This window comes from Streptomyces sp. CA-179760, assembly GCF_050937045.1.
GTDB lineage: Bacteria > Actinomycetota > Actinomycetes > Streptomycetales > Streptomycetaceae > Streptomyces.
The window spans coordinates 3691981-3708465 of sequence record NZ_JBNJLZ010000001.1; the positions used below are offsets into that span (position 1 = coordinate 3691981).

12 protein-coding genes and 3 pseudogenes are annotated in these 16485 nt (G+C 69.3%); 8 read left to right on the forward strand and 7 right to left on the reverse strand.

Annotation, left to right across the window (positions count from 1 at the left end; translation table 11 throughout):
* Window positions 1–72: 72 nt before the first annotated feature.
* A pseudogene (locus tag ACQEV8_RS16450) lies at window positions 73–265 on the forward strand (transposase); the annotation flags it as partial.
* A 169-nt stretch (window positions 266–434) separates the two neighbouring features.
* Here ACQEV8_RS16450 and ACQEV8_RS16455 read toward each other — a convergent pair.
* Window positions 435–4055 (reverse strand): BTAD domain-containing putative transcriptional regulator, encoded by a 3621-nt coding sequence (locus ACQEV8_RS16455; protein WP_432960852.1) that lies wholly within the window; start codon window positions 4053–4055, stop codon window positions 435–437.
* Between the two features lie 404 nt (window positions 4056–4459).
* Here ACQEV8_RS16455 and ACQEV8_RS16460 point away from each other — a divergent pair, with 404 nt between their 5' ends.
* From ACQEV8_RS16460 to ACQEV8_RS16480, 5 genes and pseudogenes are all read left to right on the forward strand, one after another.
* Entirely contained in the window at window positions 4460–5197 is a 738-nt protein-coding gene (locus tag ACQEV8_RS16460; protein ID WP_432960854.1) for a hypothetical protein, read from the forward strand.
* 80 nt (window positions 5198–5277) lie between these two features.
* Window positions 5278–5634, forward strand: coding sequence for a hypothetical protein (locus tag ACQEV8_RS16465; protein ID WP_432960856.1), 357 nt, complete (start codon window positions 5278–5280; stop codon window positions 5632–5634).
* 176 nt (window positions 5635–5810) lie between these two features.
* Complete coding sequence (locus ACQEV8_RS16470; protein WP_432960858.1) at window positions 5811–6194, forward strand: CU044_2847 family protein; 384 nt, start codon at window positions 5811–5813, stop codon at window positions 6192–6194.
* Window positions 6131–6736 (forward strand): annotated as a pseudogene (locus ACQEV8_RS16475) (S1 family peptidase); the annotation flags it as partial. The gene ACQEV8_RS16470 and the pseudogene ACQEV8_RS16475, both read left to right, overlap by 64 nt.
* Before the next feature lie 9 nt (window positions 6737–6745).
* Window positions 6746–10453, forward strand: a complete 3708-nt coding sequence (locus ACQEV8_RS16480; protein ID WP_432972727.1) for a hypothetical protein — start codon at window positions 6746–6748, stop codon at window positions 10451–10453.
* A gap of 265 nt (window positions 10454–10718) precedes the next feature.
* Here the strand turns inward: ACQEV8_RS16480 and ACQEV8_RS16485 are convergent, their stop codons facing one another.
* On the reverse strand, window positions 10719–11336 hold the full coding sequence (locus ACQEV8_RS16485) for a TetR-like C-terminal domain-containing protein (RefSeq protein WP_432960860.1): 618 nt from the start codon (window positions 11334–11336) through the stop codon (window positions 10719–10721).
* 80 nt (window positions 11337–11416) lie between these two features.
* Between ACQEV8_RS16485 and ACQEV8_RS16490 the strand changes: the two genes are divergently transcribed.
* A complete protein-coding gene (locus tag ACQEV8_RS16490; RefSeq protein WP_432960862.1) occupies window positions 11417–12751 on the forward strand; it encodes an alpha/beta fold hydrolase in 1335 nt (444 codons plus the stop codon).
* A gap of 126 nt (window positions 12752–12877) precedes the next feature.
* Window positions 12878–13374: pseudogene (locus ACQEV8_RS16495) on the forward strand (hypothetical protein).
* A gap of 130 nt (window positions 13375–13504) precedes the next feature.
* On the opposite strand, the gene ACQEV8_RS16500 reads toward ACQEV8_RS16495, so the two are convergent.
* The 5 genes from ACQEV8_RS16500 to ACQEV8_RS16520 form a co-directional block, all read right to left on the reverse strand.
* Window positions 13505–13888, reverse strand: coding sequence for a VOC family protein (locus ACQEV8_RS16500; protein WP_432960864.1), 384 nt, complete (start codon window positions 13886–13888; stop codon window positions 13505–13507).
* 67 nt (window positions 13889–13955) lie between these two features.
* On the reverse strand, window positions 13956–14441 hold the full coding sequence (locus ACQEV8_RS16505) for a MarR family transcriptional regulator (RefSeq protein ID WP_432960866.1): 486 nt from the start codon (window positions 14439–14441) through the stop codon (window positions 13956–13958).
* 17 nt (window positions 14442–14458) lie between these two features.
* Window positions 14459–15271 carry an alpha/beta fold hydrolase gene (locus ACQEV8_RS16510; protein WP_432960868.1) on the reverse strand — a complete coding sequence of 271 codons (813 nt, stop codon included), beginning with the start codon at window positions 15269–15271 and terminating at the stop codon, window positions 14459–14461.
* A gap of 87 nt (window positions 15272–15358) precedes the next feature.
* On the reverse strand, window positions 15359–15787 hold the full coding sequence (locus ACQEV8_RS16515) for a DUF2267 domain-containing protein (protein ID WP_432960870.1): 429 nt from the start codon (window positions 15785–15787) through the stop codon (window positions 15359–15361).
* Between the two features lie 95 nt (window positions 15788–15882).
* Window positions 15883–16305 carry an Hsp20/alpha crystallin family protein gene (locus ACQEV8_RS16520; RefSeq protein ID WP_432960872.1) on the reverse strand — a complete coding sequence of 141 codons (423 nt, stop codon included), beginning with the start codon at window positions 16303–16305 and terminating at the stop codon, window positions 15883–15885.
* Window positions 16306–16485: the final 180 nt, after the last annotated feature.

Below are 16485 nucleotides of genomic sequence, written 5' to 3' on the forward strand. Positions count from 1 at the left end.
GATCTCGTGGTTGTCCGGGCAGGACGCTCGTATGGTGCGGCGACACACGAACTCACGGACGCGCAGTGGCAGAAGGTCGAACCTCTCCTACCCGGTAATGGCAAGCCGGGCGGGCAGTGGGCGGATCACCGCAGGGTGATCAACGGGGTTCTGTTTCGGGCCCGGACCGGGGTGCCCTGGCCTGACCTGCCAGAACGGTACGGCCCCTGGCAGACCGTTTACGAGCGTCATCGCCGCTGGTCTGCCGGCGGCACCTGGAGGGCCGTCCTGCGCGAGTTACAGATCGAGGTGGACGCCGACGACCCGGACGGGGCGCTTGCCCGCCAGGAATGGGCAGGTGGTCAAGTCAGCAGTGGGTGCGTCCGACCACCGTGGGCTGCCTACGGCACGCGCCCAAGGCCCACCGGCAGCGGATTCCACCGCGCTCCCCCGCGTCAGCCGGCCGGTGCGCCGATCTCGGTGAGAATGGTCAGGGCGTGTGCCCGGCTGGACGTCGCGGCTCGGGGTCTGCCCGTCGCCGTCTCCAGGTCGGCCAGAGCCATGAGGGTGTCTGCCTGACCGTGCCGGTCGGCGATGTGCTGTCGGATGGTGAGGGCCGTGTTCAGGTGCCGTTCGGCTTCGGCGTAGTGCCCGAGAGCCGTGCAGGCGCTGCCGAGGCCGGTGAGAGCTGTGGATTCTGTGAACGGTTCGGCGGTTCTCCGGGCAAGACCGAGGGCTGCGCGGTGCCATGCCGCGCCTTCGTGAGGTTGGCTGCGGACGCCGGAAGCGAGACCGAGCGTGAACAGCGCCAAAGCCTCGCCGTGCGGATTGCTGAGATTCCGGGACTGGGCCAACGCTCGCTCTGCCGTCTCCGTGCAGCGGTCGATCCGTCCCGCGGAGAGGTCGGTCAGAGCCAGGCCGAGGACGGCACTGGACTCGCAGTGCGGGTCCCCGATCGTCTGGGCGACTTCGAGCGCCTTCCGGAGGTGCTCATGGCCTTCCTCGATGCGGTTCAGACGCTGACAGAGGAACCCCAGGGACGCGAGCGCCCATGCCTCGGTCTGACGGTTGCCGATGCTGGTTCCGAGAGTGAGGGCCTGGCGGAGGAGATCCTCGCCCTCGTGGTACCGGCCGGTGGTCCACTGCACATAGCCGAGGCGTTGCAGCGAGATGGCTGTGCCGCGCCGATCGGAGAGCTTGCGGAAGACGTCGAGGGCAAACAGGTGGTGATCCCGCGCGGCATCGGGATGTCCGAGGTGCCAGGCCGCGAGGCCGAGCCCGTGGCGGGCGATCGCTTGTCCACGCAGGTCGCCCCCGCGCTGGAACAGGGCGAGTGCACGCCCGTGATATCGGGCGCACTGCGTGTAGTTGCCGAAAACCCAGTGCGCCAGGCCGAGGTTGCTGGCCTCGTGGGCCTGCCCGCTGAAGTCGCCGGTACCCGTGAACAAAGCCGTCGCCCGCCGGTGTCCCTTGGTGCTTTCGTGAAAACGCCCTGGGATGAACCAGTTCGCCGTGCCCAGTCCTCCGTGTGACCGGGCCTGGCCGTGTCGGTCCGCGATCTTCGTGAACAGCGAGAGGGCCCGTCGGTGCTGCTCGGCGCTCTGCGGATAGCGGCCCAGGGCGTACGAGGTGCGGCCGAGCCCGCTGAGTGCCTCGGCCGCACCGCGCACATCCCCCGCCCCTTCGGACAAGGCCAGAGCTACATGGTGTTGCGCGGCGCTCTCCTCGTGTCTGCCCAAGCCGTCGTACATACCGCCCAGGTCCCGCATGCTCTGTGCCTGCTTGACGGAGTCCGACATCCGACGGGCTGCCTCCAGCCCCAGCCGAAGGCCCTCACGGCTGTCGGTGCCGTAGGAGTGCTGCGCGAGGAACGCGTGGGCCGCCGTCGCCAGCCGCCAGGTGTCGTGGTGCCAACGGCCGGCGGCCTCACGAGAGACAGCGAGCAGGTTCGAGCGTTCTTGCTCCACCCATCGGAGTGCGGAGACGGGGTGGGACAGCGAAGCGGGAAGGTCGGCCGGGGCCCGGTCGGCGTCACCCGTGCCGGAGCCGGGTCGGCTGCCGTGCCCGTGCCCGGGGAGGTGCCGCCGCCAGGGTTCGAGGGCGTGCCGGGCCGCCTCGGCGGCGCGACAGTGCCAGTCCACCAGGCGTCGCACGGCGGTGCGCCGCACCTGCTGGTCGTCCTCGGTGCGTGCGAGCTCCAGGGCGTACAGCCGTAGCAGGTCGTGATAGCGGTAGCGGCCGACGGCGTGTTGCTGCAGGAGGTGCTCGTCCAGCAGGGACTCCACCTGCTGCTCCGCCTGTGTGCGGGTCTGGCCCAGCAGGGCGCCGGCGGAGGACGGCGTGAAGTCCTCGCCCGGATGGAGGGCGAGCAGCCGGAACGCACGTCGCAGGTCGGCGGGGAGAGAACGGTAGGACGGCTCGAAGGCGTCGTCCACCGTTCGCCTCCCCACGGTGAACTGCCGCAGTCGTTCCTCGGCGGTTTCAAGCCGCTTCGCCAGTTCCGAGACGTTCCAGGTCGGGCGGGTCCGCAGCCGCCGTGCCACCAGCGCGACGGCCAGCGGCAGCCGTCCGCTCAGCTCCACCACACGCCGCGCGTCTTCGGAGCCCGGCTCATCGGCCGTACGGCCCAAGACACGCGCGACCAGTGCCAGAGCTTCCTCGGGAGAGAACGTGCCCAGCCGGATCGTGTGTGCGCCGTCCAGCCCGGACAGCACCCGTCGACTTGTGACCAGCAGCATGCAGGAAGGTTCCCCGGGCAGCAGCAGCCGTACGTGCTCCTCGTCGACCGCGTCGTCCAGCACCACCAAGGAGCGCTTGCCGGTCATCCGGTCGCGATACAGCGCCGATCGCGCCTCGGCTCCTGCGGGAATCTGGCTTCCCGGCACTCCCAGCAGACGGAGGAAATCCTCCAGTACATCCGCCGGATCCGCCGGAGGACGGCTGGATGAGAAGCCCTTGAGATCGGCCCACAACTGCACGTCGGCGAAGTGGCCCTGACGGACGAACTGGTGGGCCGCGTGCACGGCCAGCCGCGTCTTGCCTACGCCCGCCATCCCCTCGATGACTGCTATGACCACGCCGCCGTTTCCCGCATCGGCTGCGGTTTCCCGGTCGCCCGCACAACTCCACAGCTCGCGCAGTTCCGCCTCCCGCCCCACGAACTCCGGTATGTCCATGGGCAGTTGGCGAAGGCCCTGGACGGTGTCCGGAGCGGGCGTGACCGTGGTCGGCGGCTCGGCCGCGGTGGAGCCTGCGCCGCGCCACCGAGTCGGGCCCGACCATGACAAGGACGGGGCGGAGACGAGTATCTGCCCGTGCAGCTCCTGGAGCTCCCTGCCCGGGTCCACGCCGAGTTCCTCGCGCAGGTTGCGGCGGATCCGCTGATACGCGCTCAGGGCATCGCTCTGCCGACTGGATCTGTACAGGGCGAGCATCAGCATGGCAGCGACGCCCTCCCGAAAGGGAAGGCCGGCCGCGAGGCGGGTCAGCTCGGGCACGAGCTCCTGGTGGCGGCCCAGATCGAGATCTGCCTGAATGCGCTCCTCGAGCACGGTGGCTCTCAGTTCCTGCAGCCGGTCGCGCTCCGCGTCCAGGACATCGCTCGAGACGTTGGCGAGGGGCGGACCGTGCCACAGGTCCAGTGCTCCGCGCAGCTCTGCCGCCGTCTGTTTCACGTCCCCCCGGGCCAGCGCGCCGCGGCCGCGGGCTGCGGCGTGTTCGAAGACGGTCAGGTCGACGCCGTCCGGCTCCACTTCGATGACGTATCCGCTGTCGGACCAGTTGAGCACCCCCGAGGGTGCCCTGGCCTCGCGTTCGGGCTCCAGCACGCGCCTCAGCGCGGAAACGTACTTCTGCAGCTGATTGACCGCGTACGCCGGCGCGGACTCGCCCCACACCGCTCGGACCAGTTGCTCCCGGGTCACCGGCCTGTTCGCGTGCAGAAGCAGCGCCGCGGCAACCGACCGCTGCCGAGGAGCGCCCAGATCCAGCGCTTGCTCTCCACGCCAGGCGCGAACTGGTCCGAGGAGAGCGAACCGTAACGGACCCTCAGCCTTGTCGGCGTGCGTGCCACCCAACAGCAGAACCCCTCAGACGCAGGCCGGATCCGTGTACCAGGACCCTGCCCAGCGCTTCACCCAGTGATGCGTCCAACCTGACTGAGCATGCTCGTGGGGCCGTTGGGGCGGAGCAGCGCCGTCGGAGGGGAGCGGCGCTGCTCCGAGATCGGCCGGCAGGGCGGCGCCCCGAGTATCAGAGGGGTGGCTGCTGACACCACCGCGATCCGGAAAGGTGCGAGTTGAACAGCGTACTGAGCAGACGCGGAGCCATGTCAGGTCTGGCCGCACTGTGCGTCACAGCGGCCGCGGGCGGAACGGCGCACGCGCGAACCAGGCACGGCCCGCACATCCAGCTCCCGCCTCTGCATGTGGTCACCGGAGAGGACGGTTTCTCCGCTCCGGCGACGGCCACAGAGGGAGCCGTGGCGTTCCGGTTACGCACCACCAGTCCGCTGACCGGTGCCGTCGGCATCGCCCGGTTGCGGCGCGGCCAGAGTGAGGCGGAGTTCCGCACCCGGCTGCGCCGGATCTTCGCAACCGAGGGGCGGGAGAACATCGAGGCGTCCCGGGCCCTGATGGCCGCGGCCGAGCTGTACGGCGGTGGCTTCACACACGTGGGCACGGATACCGGCTTCACCGTGGAGCTGCGAGCCGGCCGCTACCTGCTCCTGGAGTTCCTGGACTTCGAGGGCGAGGGGCGGGGCCGTAACCCCGCGCCGGGGCAGGAGTACGTCCGCACACTCACCGTCCGCCCGGTCCGCGACCAGACTCGGACCGCTCCACCGGCCGCCGTCATCACTGCCAGGGAGGTCCCCGGCCTGGGGCCCCGGTTCGACCTGCGCGGCCGGCTCAGGCCCGGCGGCTCACTCCGCTACGTCAACCGGATGCGGGGACAGGTCGACGAACTGGTCCTGTATCCCGTTACCGACGGATCGGTGACCGAAGACGACATCCAGGCGTTCTTCGACGGCGCCGGCGGGCCCCCGCCCTTCGACATCGCCAGATGGCTGGGCACCCCACCGCTCTCCCCGGGCCGGGACGCATCGCTCACCCCTCCCCTTTCCTCCGGCCGGTACGCCGCCGTCACCTGGGTCACCAGCATCCACGACGCCCGCCCCCTTGGCGCCCACGGCCAGCACCGGATCCTCACCGTCGCTTAGGACCCCTTAGGGCGGATCGGCATCCGGCCCGCACCACGTCACTGAAACAAGAGGTTGTCATGAGCAAATTCCGTCAAGTCGTGAGTGTCGCCATCGCCGGGGCGGCTCTGCTCCTCGGCCCCGCTGTCACCACTGCCATGGCCGACACTCCACCGGATCGCAACAACACCGTCACGCCTCTCGAGCGAGCGATCTCCGCGCCCCCGACCACCAAAGCGGCCCCGCCGTTCACATGCGAGTACGTGGGGAACAAGGTCGCGCGCGCCGACCGCAAGGCACCCATCCGTACCGGCATGTCGAGCCGCGCCCCCGTGAAGGCGATGGTCAAGAAGGGTCAGCAGGTGCGCTACAGGTACCGGTGCGTCAGCTCCAAGGGAACGCACTGGGTCAAGACGACCGCGCCGGCGCGAGGGTACCTGTACATCGCTCACATCTGAGCGCGCACGGGGAACGAGCCGCCGGCTCTGCGGTACGGGCCGAAGGTCGGCCACGAATCCCCGGAGACTGGCCGAAATGGCCGTTGCCACCCCGTGACCAGCGACGATGAAGTGGCTGATGAGGCCGCGTCTCACACCGGACGAGGAGCGGAGCGAAGCGAGGTGACGGGGGCACGATGACCTACGTGGTGGAACTGCCGCTCGACGAGGGCGGTGACGGAGCGGCTCAGGTCGTCAAGGTCGAGGTCCAGGAGAAGCCCGAAGACGGACTGGTCAAGGTGTCACGGCCTGGACAGGTCGCGGCCAGGGCGACTCGCTCGATGGGAGAAATGCTGTCCGGGATCCGGCCCGTGGCCCAGCAGCTGGTGAACACCTTCAGTGAGACGGCGCCCGGTCCGCAGGAGATCACGGTGGAGTTCGGCCTGTCGCTGTCGGCTGCGGCGGACATCGTGATCAGCAGCAGCACGGCTCAGGCCCACTTCAATGTGACCCTCAAATGGGAGCGCGGCGGAAGCCAGGCTCAGGAAGCCGGCCGTCTGGCTGCCCAACCGGAGGAGTGAGGGTGCAGGACAGTGCCGCAACAGCGGTCCGGGGTGGCCCGGTTGCGCTCGACTCGGCCGTCCTTCGAATCACGGACCAGCAGGGAAACTGCTGGGGTGTCGGCTTCCTGGTCGGGGAAAAGACCGCCCTGACCTGTGCTCACGTCGTGAGCGCCGCTCTCGGAACGCCCCAGGAGCAACCGCCCGAATCCACTGCGCGGGTGTTTGTGGATCTGCCGCTGCTGCCCACGGCCGCGCCCGAACAGGCTCCGGTGCCGGCCCGGATCGTGCACTTCGCGGCGGGCGACGACGTCGCGGTGCTGCGGCTGGAAGCCGAGATCCAGCATGGGCGTCCGGTGAGAATGGTGGACACCCCGGACGTGTGGGGCCATCCGGCCCGGATCTTCGGTTTCCCCCAAGGCCGCCCGGCCGGTGTGTGGCACGCCGGAGTGCTCCGTTCCCGCCAGGCCGACGGATGGATCCAGACCGACTTGGCATCCGACGGCTACCGGGTCTCCGGAGGGTTCAGCGGAAGTCCGGTGTGGGACGAGGACCTGTCCGCCGTCGTCGGCATGGTCGTCGTGGCCGAGTCAGGGGAGCCCGCGGCCAGCTATCTCGTCCCCACCGACGCACTGCTGCGCACCTGGGAGCCGCTGCAGGCCCTGACACTGCCACCCTCACCGTTCCGCGGCCTTTACCCGTTCCGGGAGACGGACGCCGCCTCCTTCCACGGGAGGGACGATGAGAGCGAGGAGCTGACCGCCAAGATCGTCGCCGAGCGCCAGGTCTGCCTGGTCGGCCCGTCCGGGTCGGGCAAGTCATCGCTCGCCCTGGCCGGCGTGGCGCCGCGCCTGCGCACCGAGGGATTCTCGGTGGGCATACTCCGTCCCGCCTCCGGCCGTCGGCCACTGTCAGCCCTGGCGGCCGCGTTGCTGCCCCTCCTCGAGCCCGACCTGTCCGTTGTCGAACGGCTGGACGGCATTCCGGCCCTGGTGCGCGTCCTTGAGGAGCAGGGGGTCGCGGACACCGTCACCGCCATACGGGAACGTCAGGGGACGCGCGGCCTGCTGGTCGTCGTCGACCAGTTCGAGGAACTGCTCGTCTCCGCACCCGACCTTGTGGACGAACTGGCCGACACCCTCTACACAGCAGCCCTCCCACCGGACCTGCATGTGCTCACCACCCTCCGCGCCGACTTCCTGGAGAGAGCGCTGGCCCATGCACGCGTTGGTGCCGCCTTCCGTAACCGGCTCTACGCCCTTGGCGCTCCCAGTCCGAACCAGCTTCGGCAGATCGTCACCGCACCGGTGGCCGCCGTACCGGGGGTCGGCTACGAGGCCGGTCTCATCGATCGCGTACTCGCCGACGCGGGAGAGGAACCGGGCGCACTGCCCCTGCTCGGCTTCGCCTTGGACCGGCTCTGGCGGAGCCAGGACGGCGGAGTCCTCACCCACGAGTCCTACGAGGCACTGGGAGGCGTCGCGGGCGCACTGGGACAGCACGCCGAAGGTATATGGAACGCGCACATCCCGGCGTCCGCGTTGCCCACGGTCCGCCGCCTGTTCGCGGCGCTGGTGCGCGTGCCGCTCGGGACCAGCGCGATCACCCGGCGAACCGCCCTGCGCAGTGAACTGGACGACGAGACCTGGGACATCGCGCAGACCTTGGCCGATGCGCGCCTGCTCGTCACCGGGCGCAGTGCCGAGGGGGTGGAGACAGTTGAGGTGGCGCACGAGGCCCTCGTCAAAGAGTGGCGGCGTTTGGCCGACTGGGCGGAGGAAGACCGGTCCTTTCTCATGTGGCGCGAAACGCTGCGCCACGACAGGGAACGCTGGGAGCACGGCGACAGGGCCCCCGACCTGCTGCCGTCACGGTCGGCCCTGGACGCGGCGGGACGCTGGCTGCCCGACCGTGGCCGACTGCTGACCGACGCCGAGCACGACTACCTTCGCCGCGGACAGGCCCACCGACGGGCACGACAGCGGAAACGGCGGGTTTTTACCACCGCGATCGCCTCTCTCACCGCGCTGGCAGTCCTCCTGGGCTCACTGTTCGCCTATTACCGTTACGTCAGCAACGAGCGTGCGGCGGAATCCACCTCACGCGCGCTGGCGCAGAGCTCCAGCGACCTCGCGACCTCGGATCCGGTGGTCTCCGTCATGGCGGCGCTGGCGGCCTACCGGACGTCCCCGACCGGGCAGGCCCGCGATGCCCTCCTGCAGGCCCGGCTCGCATACGAACCCGAGCTGCGCATGCTGTCCGGTTCTGACGGCTCCGTCCGCGGCTTCACCACGAGCGAAGACGGTGAAGTGGTGCTCGTTCACTCGGACATCGGCAAACCCACTCTGTACGTGCACGCGGCCACGGGAACGGTGAGCCGACAGCGACTCGACCTGCCGTACCAGGCCGGCGTGAGCTTCGTTACCTCGGACGGGCGCCGAGCCGGATTCTTCACGGAAGCGCGGGACCTGGTGTGGTTCGACGTGCGGCGCTCAGGTGGCCCCGGCGAACTGGCCGGCCCCGCGCACCGTCTGCCGTCCCGGCTCGCCCCCATAGACGGCTTGAGTGACATGACTGACGACGCCGCGATCTCGAACGACGGGCGCATCGTCGCACAGACCACCGCGGACTCCACCACCATCGTCTTGTGGGACCTGGAAAACGGGACGACGGGAACGGTCCCGCTGCCTTCCGGCCTGCCGAAGACGAGCCGCTTCGACGGCGTGCACATCGGGGCGGACAACCGCAAGCTGCTGGCCACCATGTGGAATGAGAAGACCGAGCAGATCTCGCTGCTCGCCATCGACCGGAGGACCCGGCAATCACGGGTCATCGTGCCGCCTGCCCCCTATCTCGATGTGTCCGGCGGAGGAAACGCCGTTGCCAGCTGCGAGCCGTCGAAAAAGCACGGCGAGTACGCACTCGTCGTACGGAACACCGGGAACCCGGGCGCGGCGCTCCGCTACACGGGCCAGGGCTTGGGCGAAGACGAAACCTGCGGCTTGAAAGCCGTTGACGACAGGGGCAGATGGGTGGTGACCCAGCAATACGAAACTGCCGGGTACCGCACCACCCTGCTCGACCTGAAGAATGATCAGCGGCTCCTCAGCGAGGAATTCAGAGACCACGGAGAAGCGGTGGACGATGTGATCTCGGTCCACGGCTCACCCGTACTCCTGGCCTCCACAGAGAAGAACGTGAGGTACATTCCAGCACGGCCGAGGAGTGCCCCGGAGGCTCAGCTGACGAATCCGGCCCTTTCCCCGGACGGGAAGTTCGTCGTGGGCCTGACGGAGGATGGAAAGCGGATCGAACGCCGAGCGTCGGACAGGCACGGCAAGGTGCTGGCCAGTACGAAACGCCAGGCGGACGACCCCGGTCGCTCAGGCGGTGCGGCCCCCAGGTTCAGCGCCGACGGGAAGTGGGTGCTCGACCAGGCCGGGAAGAGCGCAGTTGTGCTGCGCCGGGCCTCAGACCTGCGCACACTCCGTACGATCACCGCGGCCAAGCCGCCGGCCGGTGACAGCGATTCGGAGGACTCACAGTTCAGCGCGCTCCTCACCGGAGACAATCTGGTGACGCGGTCAGGCACAGTGGTGCAGAAGTGGGACGTGAGGACCGGCCGTCGATCCGCACAGACGGACCTGCGTCACGTGATCACCGGTGTCTCCGCCAAGAGCACCCTTGGGATCTTCGGTTATCCGAAGTCTGGTCATCTGGCCGTCGTGGTGTGGGGTGACCCGGAGGTCCATATCATCGACACGGCGACGTGGCGCGAGGTGAAGACGATCAATACGGGTTCGGACACATCGGCGATCCAGTTCGACCCGTCCGGAAAGTACTTCGCTCTGAACCGTCGTGGAGGAAACGTAGAACTCTGGCAGAGCAGCCCGCCCCGTAAGAGGATCGGCCCGATCTTCACCGGCGACGCCAAATCCCAACCCTTCGTCCCCCGCTTTCTCCGCGACGGACGCTTCCTGCTGGCTGCCCGCACCTCGGTGCACGTCTATGACGTCGGCGAGGGCAAGTCGGAGGACACCTATACCTTCGGCGTCCCCGACGAGCCTTCCTCGGGATATTCGTACCTCGGCGCCTCGGCCGACGGCAGGACGCTCTTGTTCCGTGACGAGGTGGAGACCCCGTACCGTTCCATCCGGCTCGACGCCGACCTGTGGAGCCGTCAACTGTGCCGCGTGATCGGTTATCGGGAATTCACCCCCGCTGAGAGGGAGAGCCTGGGCATCTCCGTTCCGGAGGAACCCCTCTGCCACGACGGATGACACCGTCCGTTTCGAGGCAGTCGACCGCGTCGGCCGGTCCCTGCAAGTGCGCTTGCTCCCGGACACCGTGGTCCGTAGACGGCGCACCGTGGGAGCCAGGACGGATCGCGACACCTGGGTGCGGATCGAGCGGCATCCGGTCGGCGAGATCCCTGGCCAAGGGTGGAACGTCACTGAGCCTCTTCGGGCGCTGCTCCGGAGTTCCTTGTCCCGTTCCGAGCCCAGCTCCCGGCCCGTAAGGCGTTGGTGGGTCGGGCGCTCTCTGTCAGGGGGCGGGTTCGTCGTGCCGAAGGCTGCGGAACACCGCGGGGGTAGTCCAGCCGCGCAGCGTCGCCAGGATCGTCGATCTGAACGCGGCCTCTGCTGTGGGGGCGTCGAAGGCCCCGGCGAGTTCGAGTGTCACGAGCCCGTGCAGAGTCACCCAGAGGGAGACGGCGATCGAGGTCGCTTCGCCGTCGAGGACGGACTGTGTCACGGCCCGGTCGATCGCCGCGATGAGCGGCCGGACGGGGTCACCGGTACCGACCGTCTCTGACGGCTCGAAGGACTGCACTCCACCGAACAGCACCGAGTACAGGTGACTGTGTTCGCGTCCCCATCGTCGGTAGGCGGTGGCCAGGGCGTAGAGGTCGGCGAGGGGATCCTCGGAGGTCGGCACCGCCGTCACGGCCTGGAACAGGCTGGCGACGGCTCTGTCGCGGACCGCTCCGATCAGGCCGTTCTTGTCGCCGAACAGGGAGTACACCGCCGCCGTTGACGTCTCGGCGGCCGTGGCCACGGCGCGGACGGTGACCGACTCCTGCGGGCGGGTGGCGAGCAGCTCGGTCGCGCACTCCACGAGTCGCGCCTTGACGGTCGCGTCGTTCGTTCTCGGCCTACCCATGACGAAGAGCCTACCTTCTTTGATAACGTCGTTTTGAAACAGTGTTTTGAAACGAGGTTCGGAAACTTCGGAGGTCCGTCGTGCCCACGTTCGCCATACGCCTTGCCCGCATCACCGGACGCATACTGCTGGCCCTGGCCGCCGTCGCGACGCTGGTCGTCGTCTTTCTCGCTGCGATCGTCCTCACGGACGGGGCGGGCTCGGGGCTCGCCGCGTGGTTGTCGGCCCTTGGAATCGGGAGTGCCGCCGCACTGTGGCGGGGCCGGCGCCGCACCCGGGCGGCGCGGCTCGCGCCGTTCCTGCCGGTGGTTGTGGCGGCGGCGTTGACGGCGTCCGTCTGTGTCCCGACCGCGCCCACGGCGCGGCGGTCCCCGCCCGCCCTGCCGTTCGTGGCCACGCAACACTGGACCCTGGAGACGGGCAGCCGGGTCGCGGTGTATCACTACCCGCCCGCGAAGACCGGCGCCCGGCACCCCGTTCCGCTCGTGTACCTCAACGGCGGGCCGGTTCGCGGCATCTCGGTTCAGGATCACCGGTTCCTGCAGCTCCTGGCGCGACAGGGCCACGACGTCTACGCCTACGAACAGGCCGGTGGCGGGCGGAGCGACTTGCTCCCCATGGAGCAGTACACGATCTCCAGGTCGGTCCGCGACCTCGCCGCCTTCGTCGACCGCGTGGACAAGGGCAAGGTCGACGTCCTCGGGTTCTCCTCAGGCGGGGTCGTGCTCACCCGGGCCCTGGCGGACCCGCGGGTCGCCGCGCGCCTGCACCGGGCGGTCATCGCCGAACCCGGCCCGATGGACGGTCCGACCGCGCGGATCGACGGGCACAAGGGCCGGCCGTCCGCGCGCGACCTCGCCCCGGCGATGACCGGACCGCGGTCGACGCATGTCCCCCGGTACGCCGTCGCGTTCGGCCTCATGCGGCTGGGGCTCCTCACCCCCGAGACCGGGCTGGTCGGGCAGGCCGAAGGGGTCAACGCGTTCACCGCCGCCGACCTCGGCAGCGACACCGCTTCCGCCTACTGCGCGCGCGACGCGCACCGCATCCCGGCCGAGGACACCGCTCAGAACTTCTCCTTCAGCCCCGCCGCCAGCCTCCGCGTCCAGCAGACGATCAGGGACTCACCCTCCCTGGCCCCGCGGCTGGGACGCTCCAAGACCCCCGCGATGCTGATGATCGCCGAGTGCTCCTCCCAGGTCCGCCAATGGGCGACCGCCGTCCTCGCCGGTGATCCGGCCATCCAGCGCACGCAGTACATGCCGGGCGTCGGGCACCACATGTGGAACGGCCTCGACGACAACAACGACCGGGCCGCCGCCGTCATCACCGCGTTCCTTCAGGACAAGCCCGCGCCCCTGCCGGACTACCCGACGCGCGACGAGATCCCCGCCTTCCTGCGCGACCACAAGTGAGTCAGCCGGGGTGGCCCGCCCGCCCCGGCTGCCCGCTAGCTAGTGCTGTGACCAGAAAGGTTCACAGGGTTGATGGTCGGAGCGGTTGGATATGGCGTGCCGTCCGATCCGACCGCTGGGGGTGTGGTGGCAGAGCCTGTTCGTGTGCGCAGACTGACCGACCAGGAAGGGCAGAAGCTGCAACAGGTCGCGCGCCGGGGCAGCACCAGTTCGGTGCGCTACCGGCGCACGATAGTGCTGCCGGCCTCGGCTGGCGGCAACCGGGTGCCTGTGATCGCAAGCTGGTGCAGGCCGATGAGGACACCGTCCGCGATGTGATCCAAGGCGCCGACATCCGTCGCTGGGCGAAGAAGAACAAGGTCGAGCTGTGCTTCACCCCGACCTACGCCTCCTGGGCCAACCCGATTGAGGCCCACTGCGGACCGCTGCGGCAGTTCACCGTCGCCAACTCCAACCACCGCAACCACACCGCGCAGACCCGTGCCCCGCACGCCTACCTACGCTGGCGGAACGCCAACGCCCGCCATCCCGATGTTCTCGCGGCCCAGCGCAAGGAACGTGCCCGCAGCCGCAGTGAGAAGGGCATCCGCTGGGGCGGCCGGCCGATGTCAGCGGTGGCCTGACCGCCCACCCGGGGTCTGATCTGGTTGCAGGCACGTTATCGGGCGGCTCTGACAGCGGGCTCTGGTCAGAGTCCGATCTTTGAAGACGGCTCGACCCAACCCAACCCGGTGAACCTACGCGGCCACAGCACTAGCCCAGTTCGCCTCGTTCGACGCAGAACTCGTTGCCCTCCGGGTCCGCCATCACGACCCAGCCTCTGCCGTTCGGGAGGGTGCGGTCCGTCAGAATGCGGGCGCCGAGGGACACGGCGCGTTCGACCTCCTCGGAGCGGGTGCGGCCCGTGGGGCCCAGGTCGAAGTGGATACGGTTGTTGGTCGTCTTGCCTTCCTCGACCCGTACGAAGAGCAGGCCGGGGGTGCCGTTCGGAAGTTCGACCAGGATCTCGTCGTCGCCGGGCTTGTCGATGTCGGAGATGGGGTGGCCGAGGAACTCGCTCCAGAAGCGGGCCAGTTCGTAGGGCTCGCCCGTGCAGTCGAAGGTGATGTGTCGGATGGTGGGGTTCAACGGCGTCAACGGCGGTCTCCCTCAGGTGTGTTGAGTGCGCTCCGCAGGATGGGAGGGGAGACCGCGTGGTGTCGAGCTATTTTCCGTCGTCGGGCAGGTTCCCGTTGCCGCCCAGGTTGGCGACCATGCGGCGCAGGACGTTGATCGTGGTGATGAAGTCGGCCGGAGAGATGCCCTCGTGGGTGCGGTGGTGGACTTGGAGGTTGCGTTCGCGGGCGCGGAGACGGGCCGCCTCACCGGCCTCCGTGAGGGACATGCCGCCCGTCGTGTCCTCCGTGAGCCAGCCTCGGGTGGCCAGGTCGTCGTAGACCTGGTCGAAGTCGGTGGCCTGGTCGTCGTAGGTGGTCAGGCGGGCGGTCAGGGTGGGGCGGGTCCACCTGCCGGGGGCGCCGGACGCGTGGTTGAGGGTCCACCAGTGGGGCTGGGTGAGGTTCTCCACCGCGAGTCGGGCTCGTATGGACCCCACGACCCTGCGGTAGGCCTCGCCGGTCCAGGCGCCGATCGGCTGGGCGGCCAGTTCTTCCTGGGAGTACTCCTTGAGGTTCTCGGTCTGCGTGTTCATGCGGTCAACGTAGGACCTCAATCAAAGTTGAGGTCAAGGAGGAAGGTGCTGATCGCCTCGTGGAGGCGGGCCGGCTGGTCCAGGTGGACGTCGTGGGCCGCGCCCGGGATGCGGGTGAGGTGGGTGGCCGGGCGGTGGGTGAGCATCCTCGCCGGCTCGTCGGGGCGCATAGTGCCGTGTTCGCCCTGGACGAGGAGGGTCGGGCAGGTGATGCGGGACCACTCCTCCCAGTAGGCGGTGGTGGCCAGTTCGGCGACCGAGTCGATGATGGTGGTGCGGTCGAAGGACGGGTGCCAGCCGTCTTCCCGTCGCCCCAGGGTTCGCGTCCAGGCCTCGTGGCCGAGGAAGGCCTCCGCCTCCGCGAGGGACGTGAAAGGGATCGGCCAGCTGTCCAGCCAGGTGGCGATCCGTGCGGGGAGGCCCGGGCTCGGGCCGGCCGGGCCCGCCTCGATCAGGATCAGGGATGTCACCAGGTGGGGATGGGACGCGGCCAGCAGCATGGTGGTGTGGCCGCCCAGGGACTGGCCCAGGAGGGCCGCGGGGGCCAGGCCCAGTTCCTCGATCAGGGTTACCGCGTCCTGGACGTGGGCCGCGCGGGTCGTGGTCGGCGGTGTGCGGGTGCTTGCGCCGTGGCCTCGGGCGTCGTACGTCACCACGCGGTGGCCGTCGGCCGACAGCCGCGCGGCGAGGGCGTCCCACTCGCCCTGGTGACCGGCCAGGCCGTGCAGGAGGAGGAAGGTGGCCACCGGAGGCCCGGTGGGGCGGTGGTCCCGGTAAGCGATGTGCGTGCCGTCGGGCGTGGTGAGGATTGCGGACGTCGGAGGGGTCAAGTGGGCTCCTGGCGTCGGTGGCTCGGCCGCGCGCGACGGCCACCACCGGTTTGTCGCGGGGGTGGCCGTCGTACGCGCGTCAGGAGCCTACGCTGCCGAGCTCAGCTCCGCCCGGCCGAACAAGAGGGCCCAGCCCGCGGGGAGTTGGGTCAGTACGCGGGTCACCAAATCGTCGCCGATCAGGGGCGGCAGGGCACTCAGGACAGAGCTGACGTCCCAGCGGGCCGTGGCGGAGGTGGCACCCTCCGTGCGGGCCGCGACCGAGTCGACGAACTCCGCGGCCGTCAGCCGCTGCGTGGCCGGGATCTGGGAGGCGATCATCTGGGCAGCCTCTTCGGGGAGGGCGCGGGCGAGGTCGACCCGTTCGTCGCCGATGACGTGGGCGCCGAGCGCGGACAGGACGACACGGGTGACGCGCTCCGCCTCGGCCCTGGTGGGGTACTGGCCCGACTCCTGCACCGCGTCCAGCAGTCGGGTCGTGGTGAGCGTCTCGGTGAGCACCGTTGTCGCGGTCATGTGCGGGATTTCCTCTGGGGGTGTGCATGGGTGACCGTCCCGCGGGTGGGACGCCCGCGGGACGCTGCCTCAGTTGCGTGGGTGCTCGGGTGGGGTCAGCCGCTGAGCTGCTTGCGGCTGTCACCACCCGCGATCTGGATACGGCGCGGCTTGGCCTGCTCGGCCACGGGGATGCGCAGGGTCAGGACGCCGGCCTCGTAGGAGGCGTCGATGCGCTCCGTGTCCAGCGTGTCGCCGAGGAAGAGCCGACGGGTGAAAACGCCGGTGGGACGTTCGGCGACCAGAAGCTCCGCACCCTCGGGGGCGGGGGACCTGCGCTCGGCTCGCACGCTCAGGACGTTGCGTTCGATGTCCAGCTCGATCGTCTCGGGGTCGATGCCGGGGAGGTCGAAGTGGACGAGGAAGTCGTCCCCGGAACGGTAGGCGTCGATCGCCATCGCCGACGGGCGGGCGGCGGAGCCGAGGACCTGCTGCGTGAGTCGGTCGAGGTCACGGAAGGGGTCCGTGCGCATGAGCATCACTGTCTCTCCTCTCATCGGACACTGTGCGCGATGCCGCATGTGTTGCTTCTTCTTATATAGCTCGAACGAGGAAACTTGACAAGCCTCGACTCATGTTCGGAGTCGCGCCGTTCTCGCGCCCCGGCGCGTGCACTGCCCGTCCGGGGAGTTAGCCTCGGGTTCTCGCAAGAGCAGGAG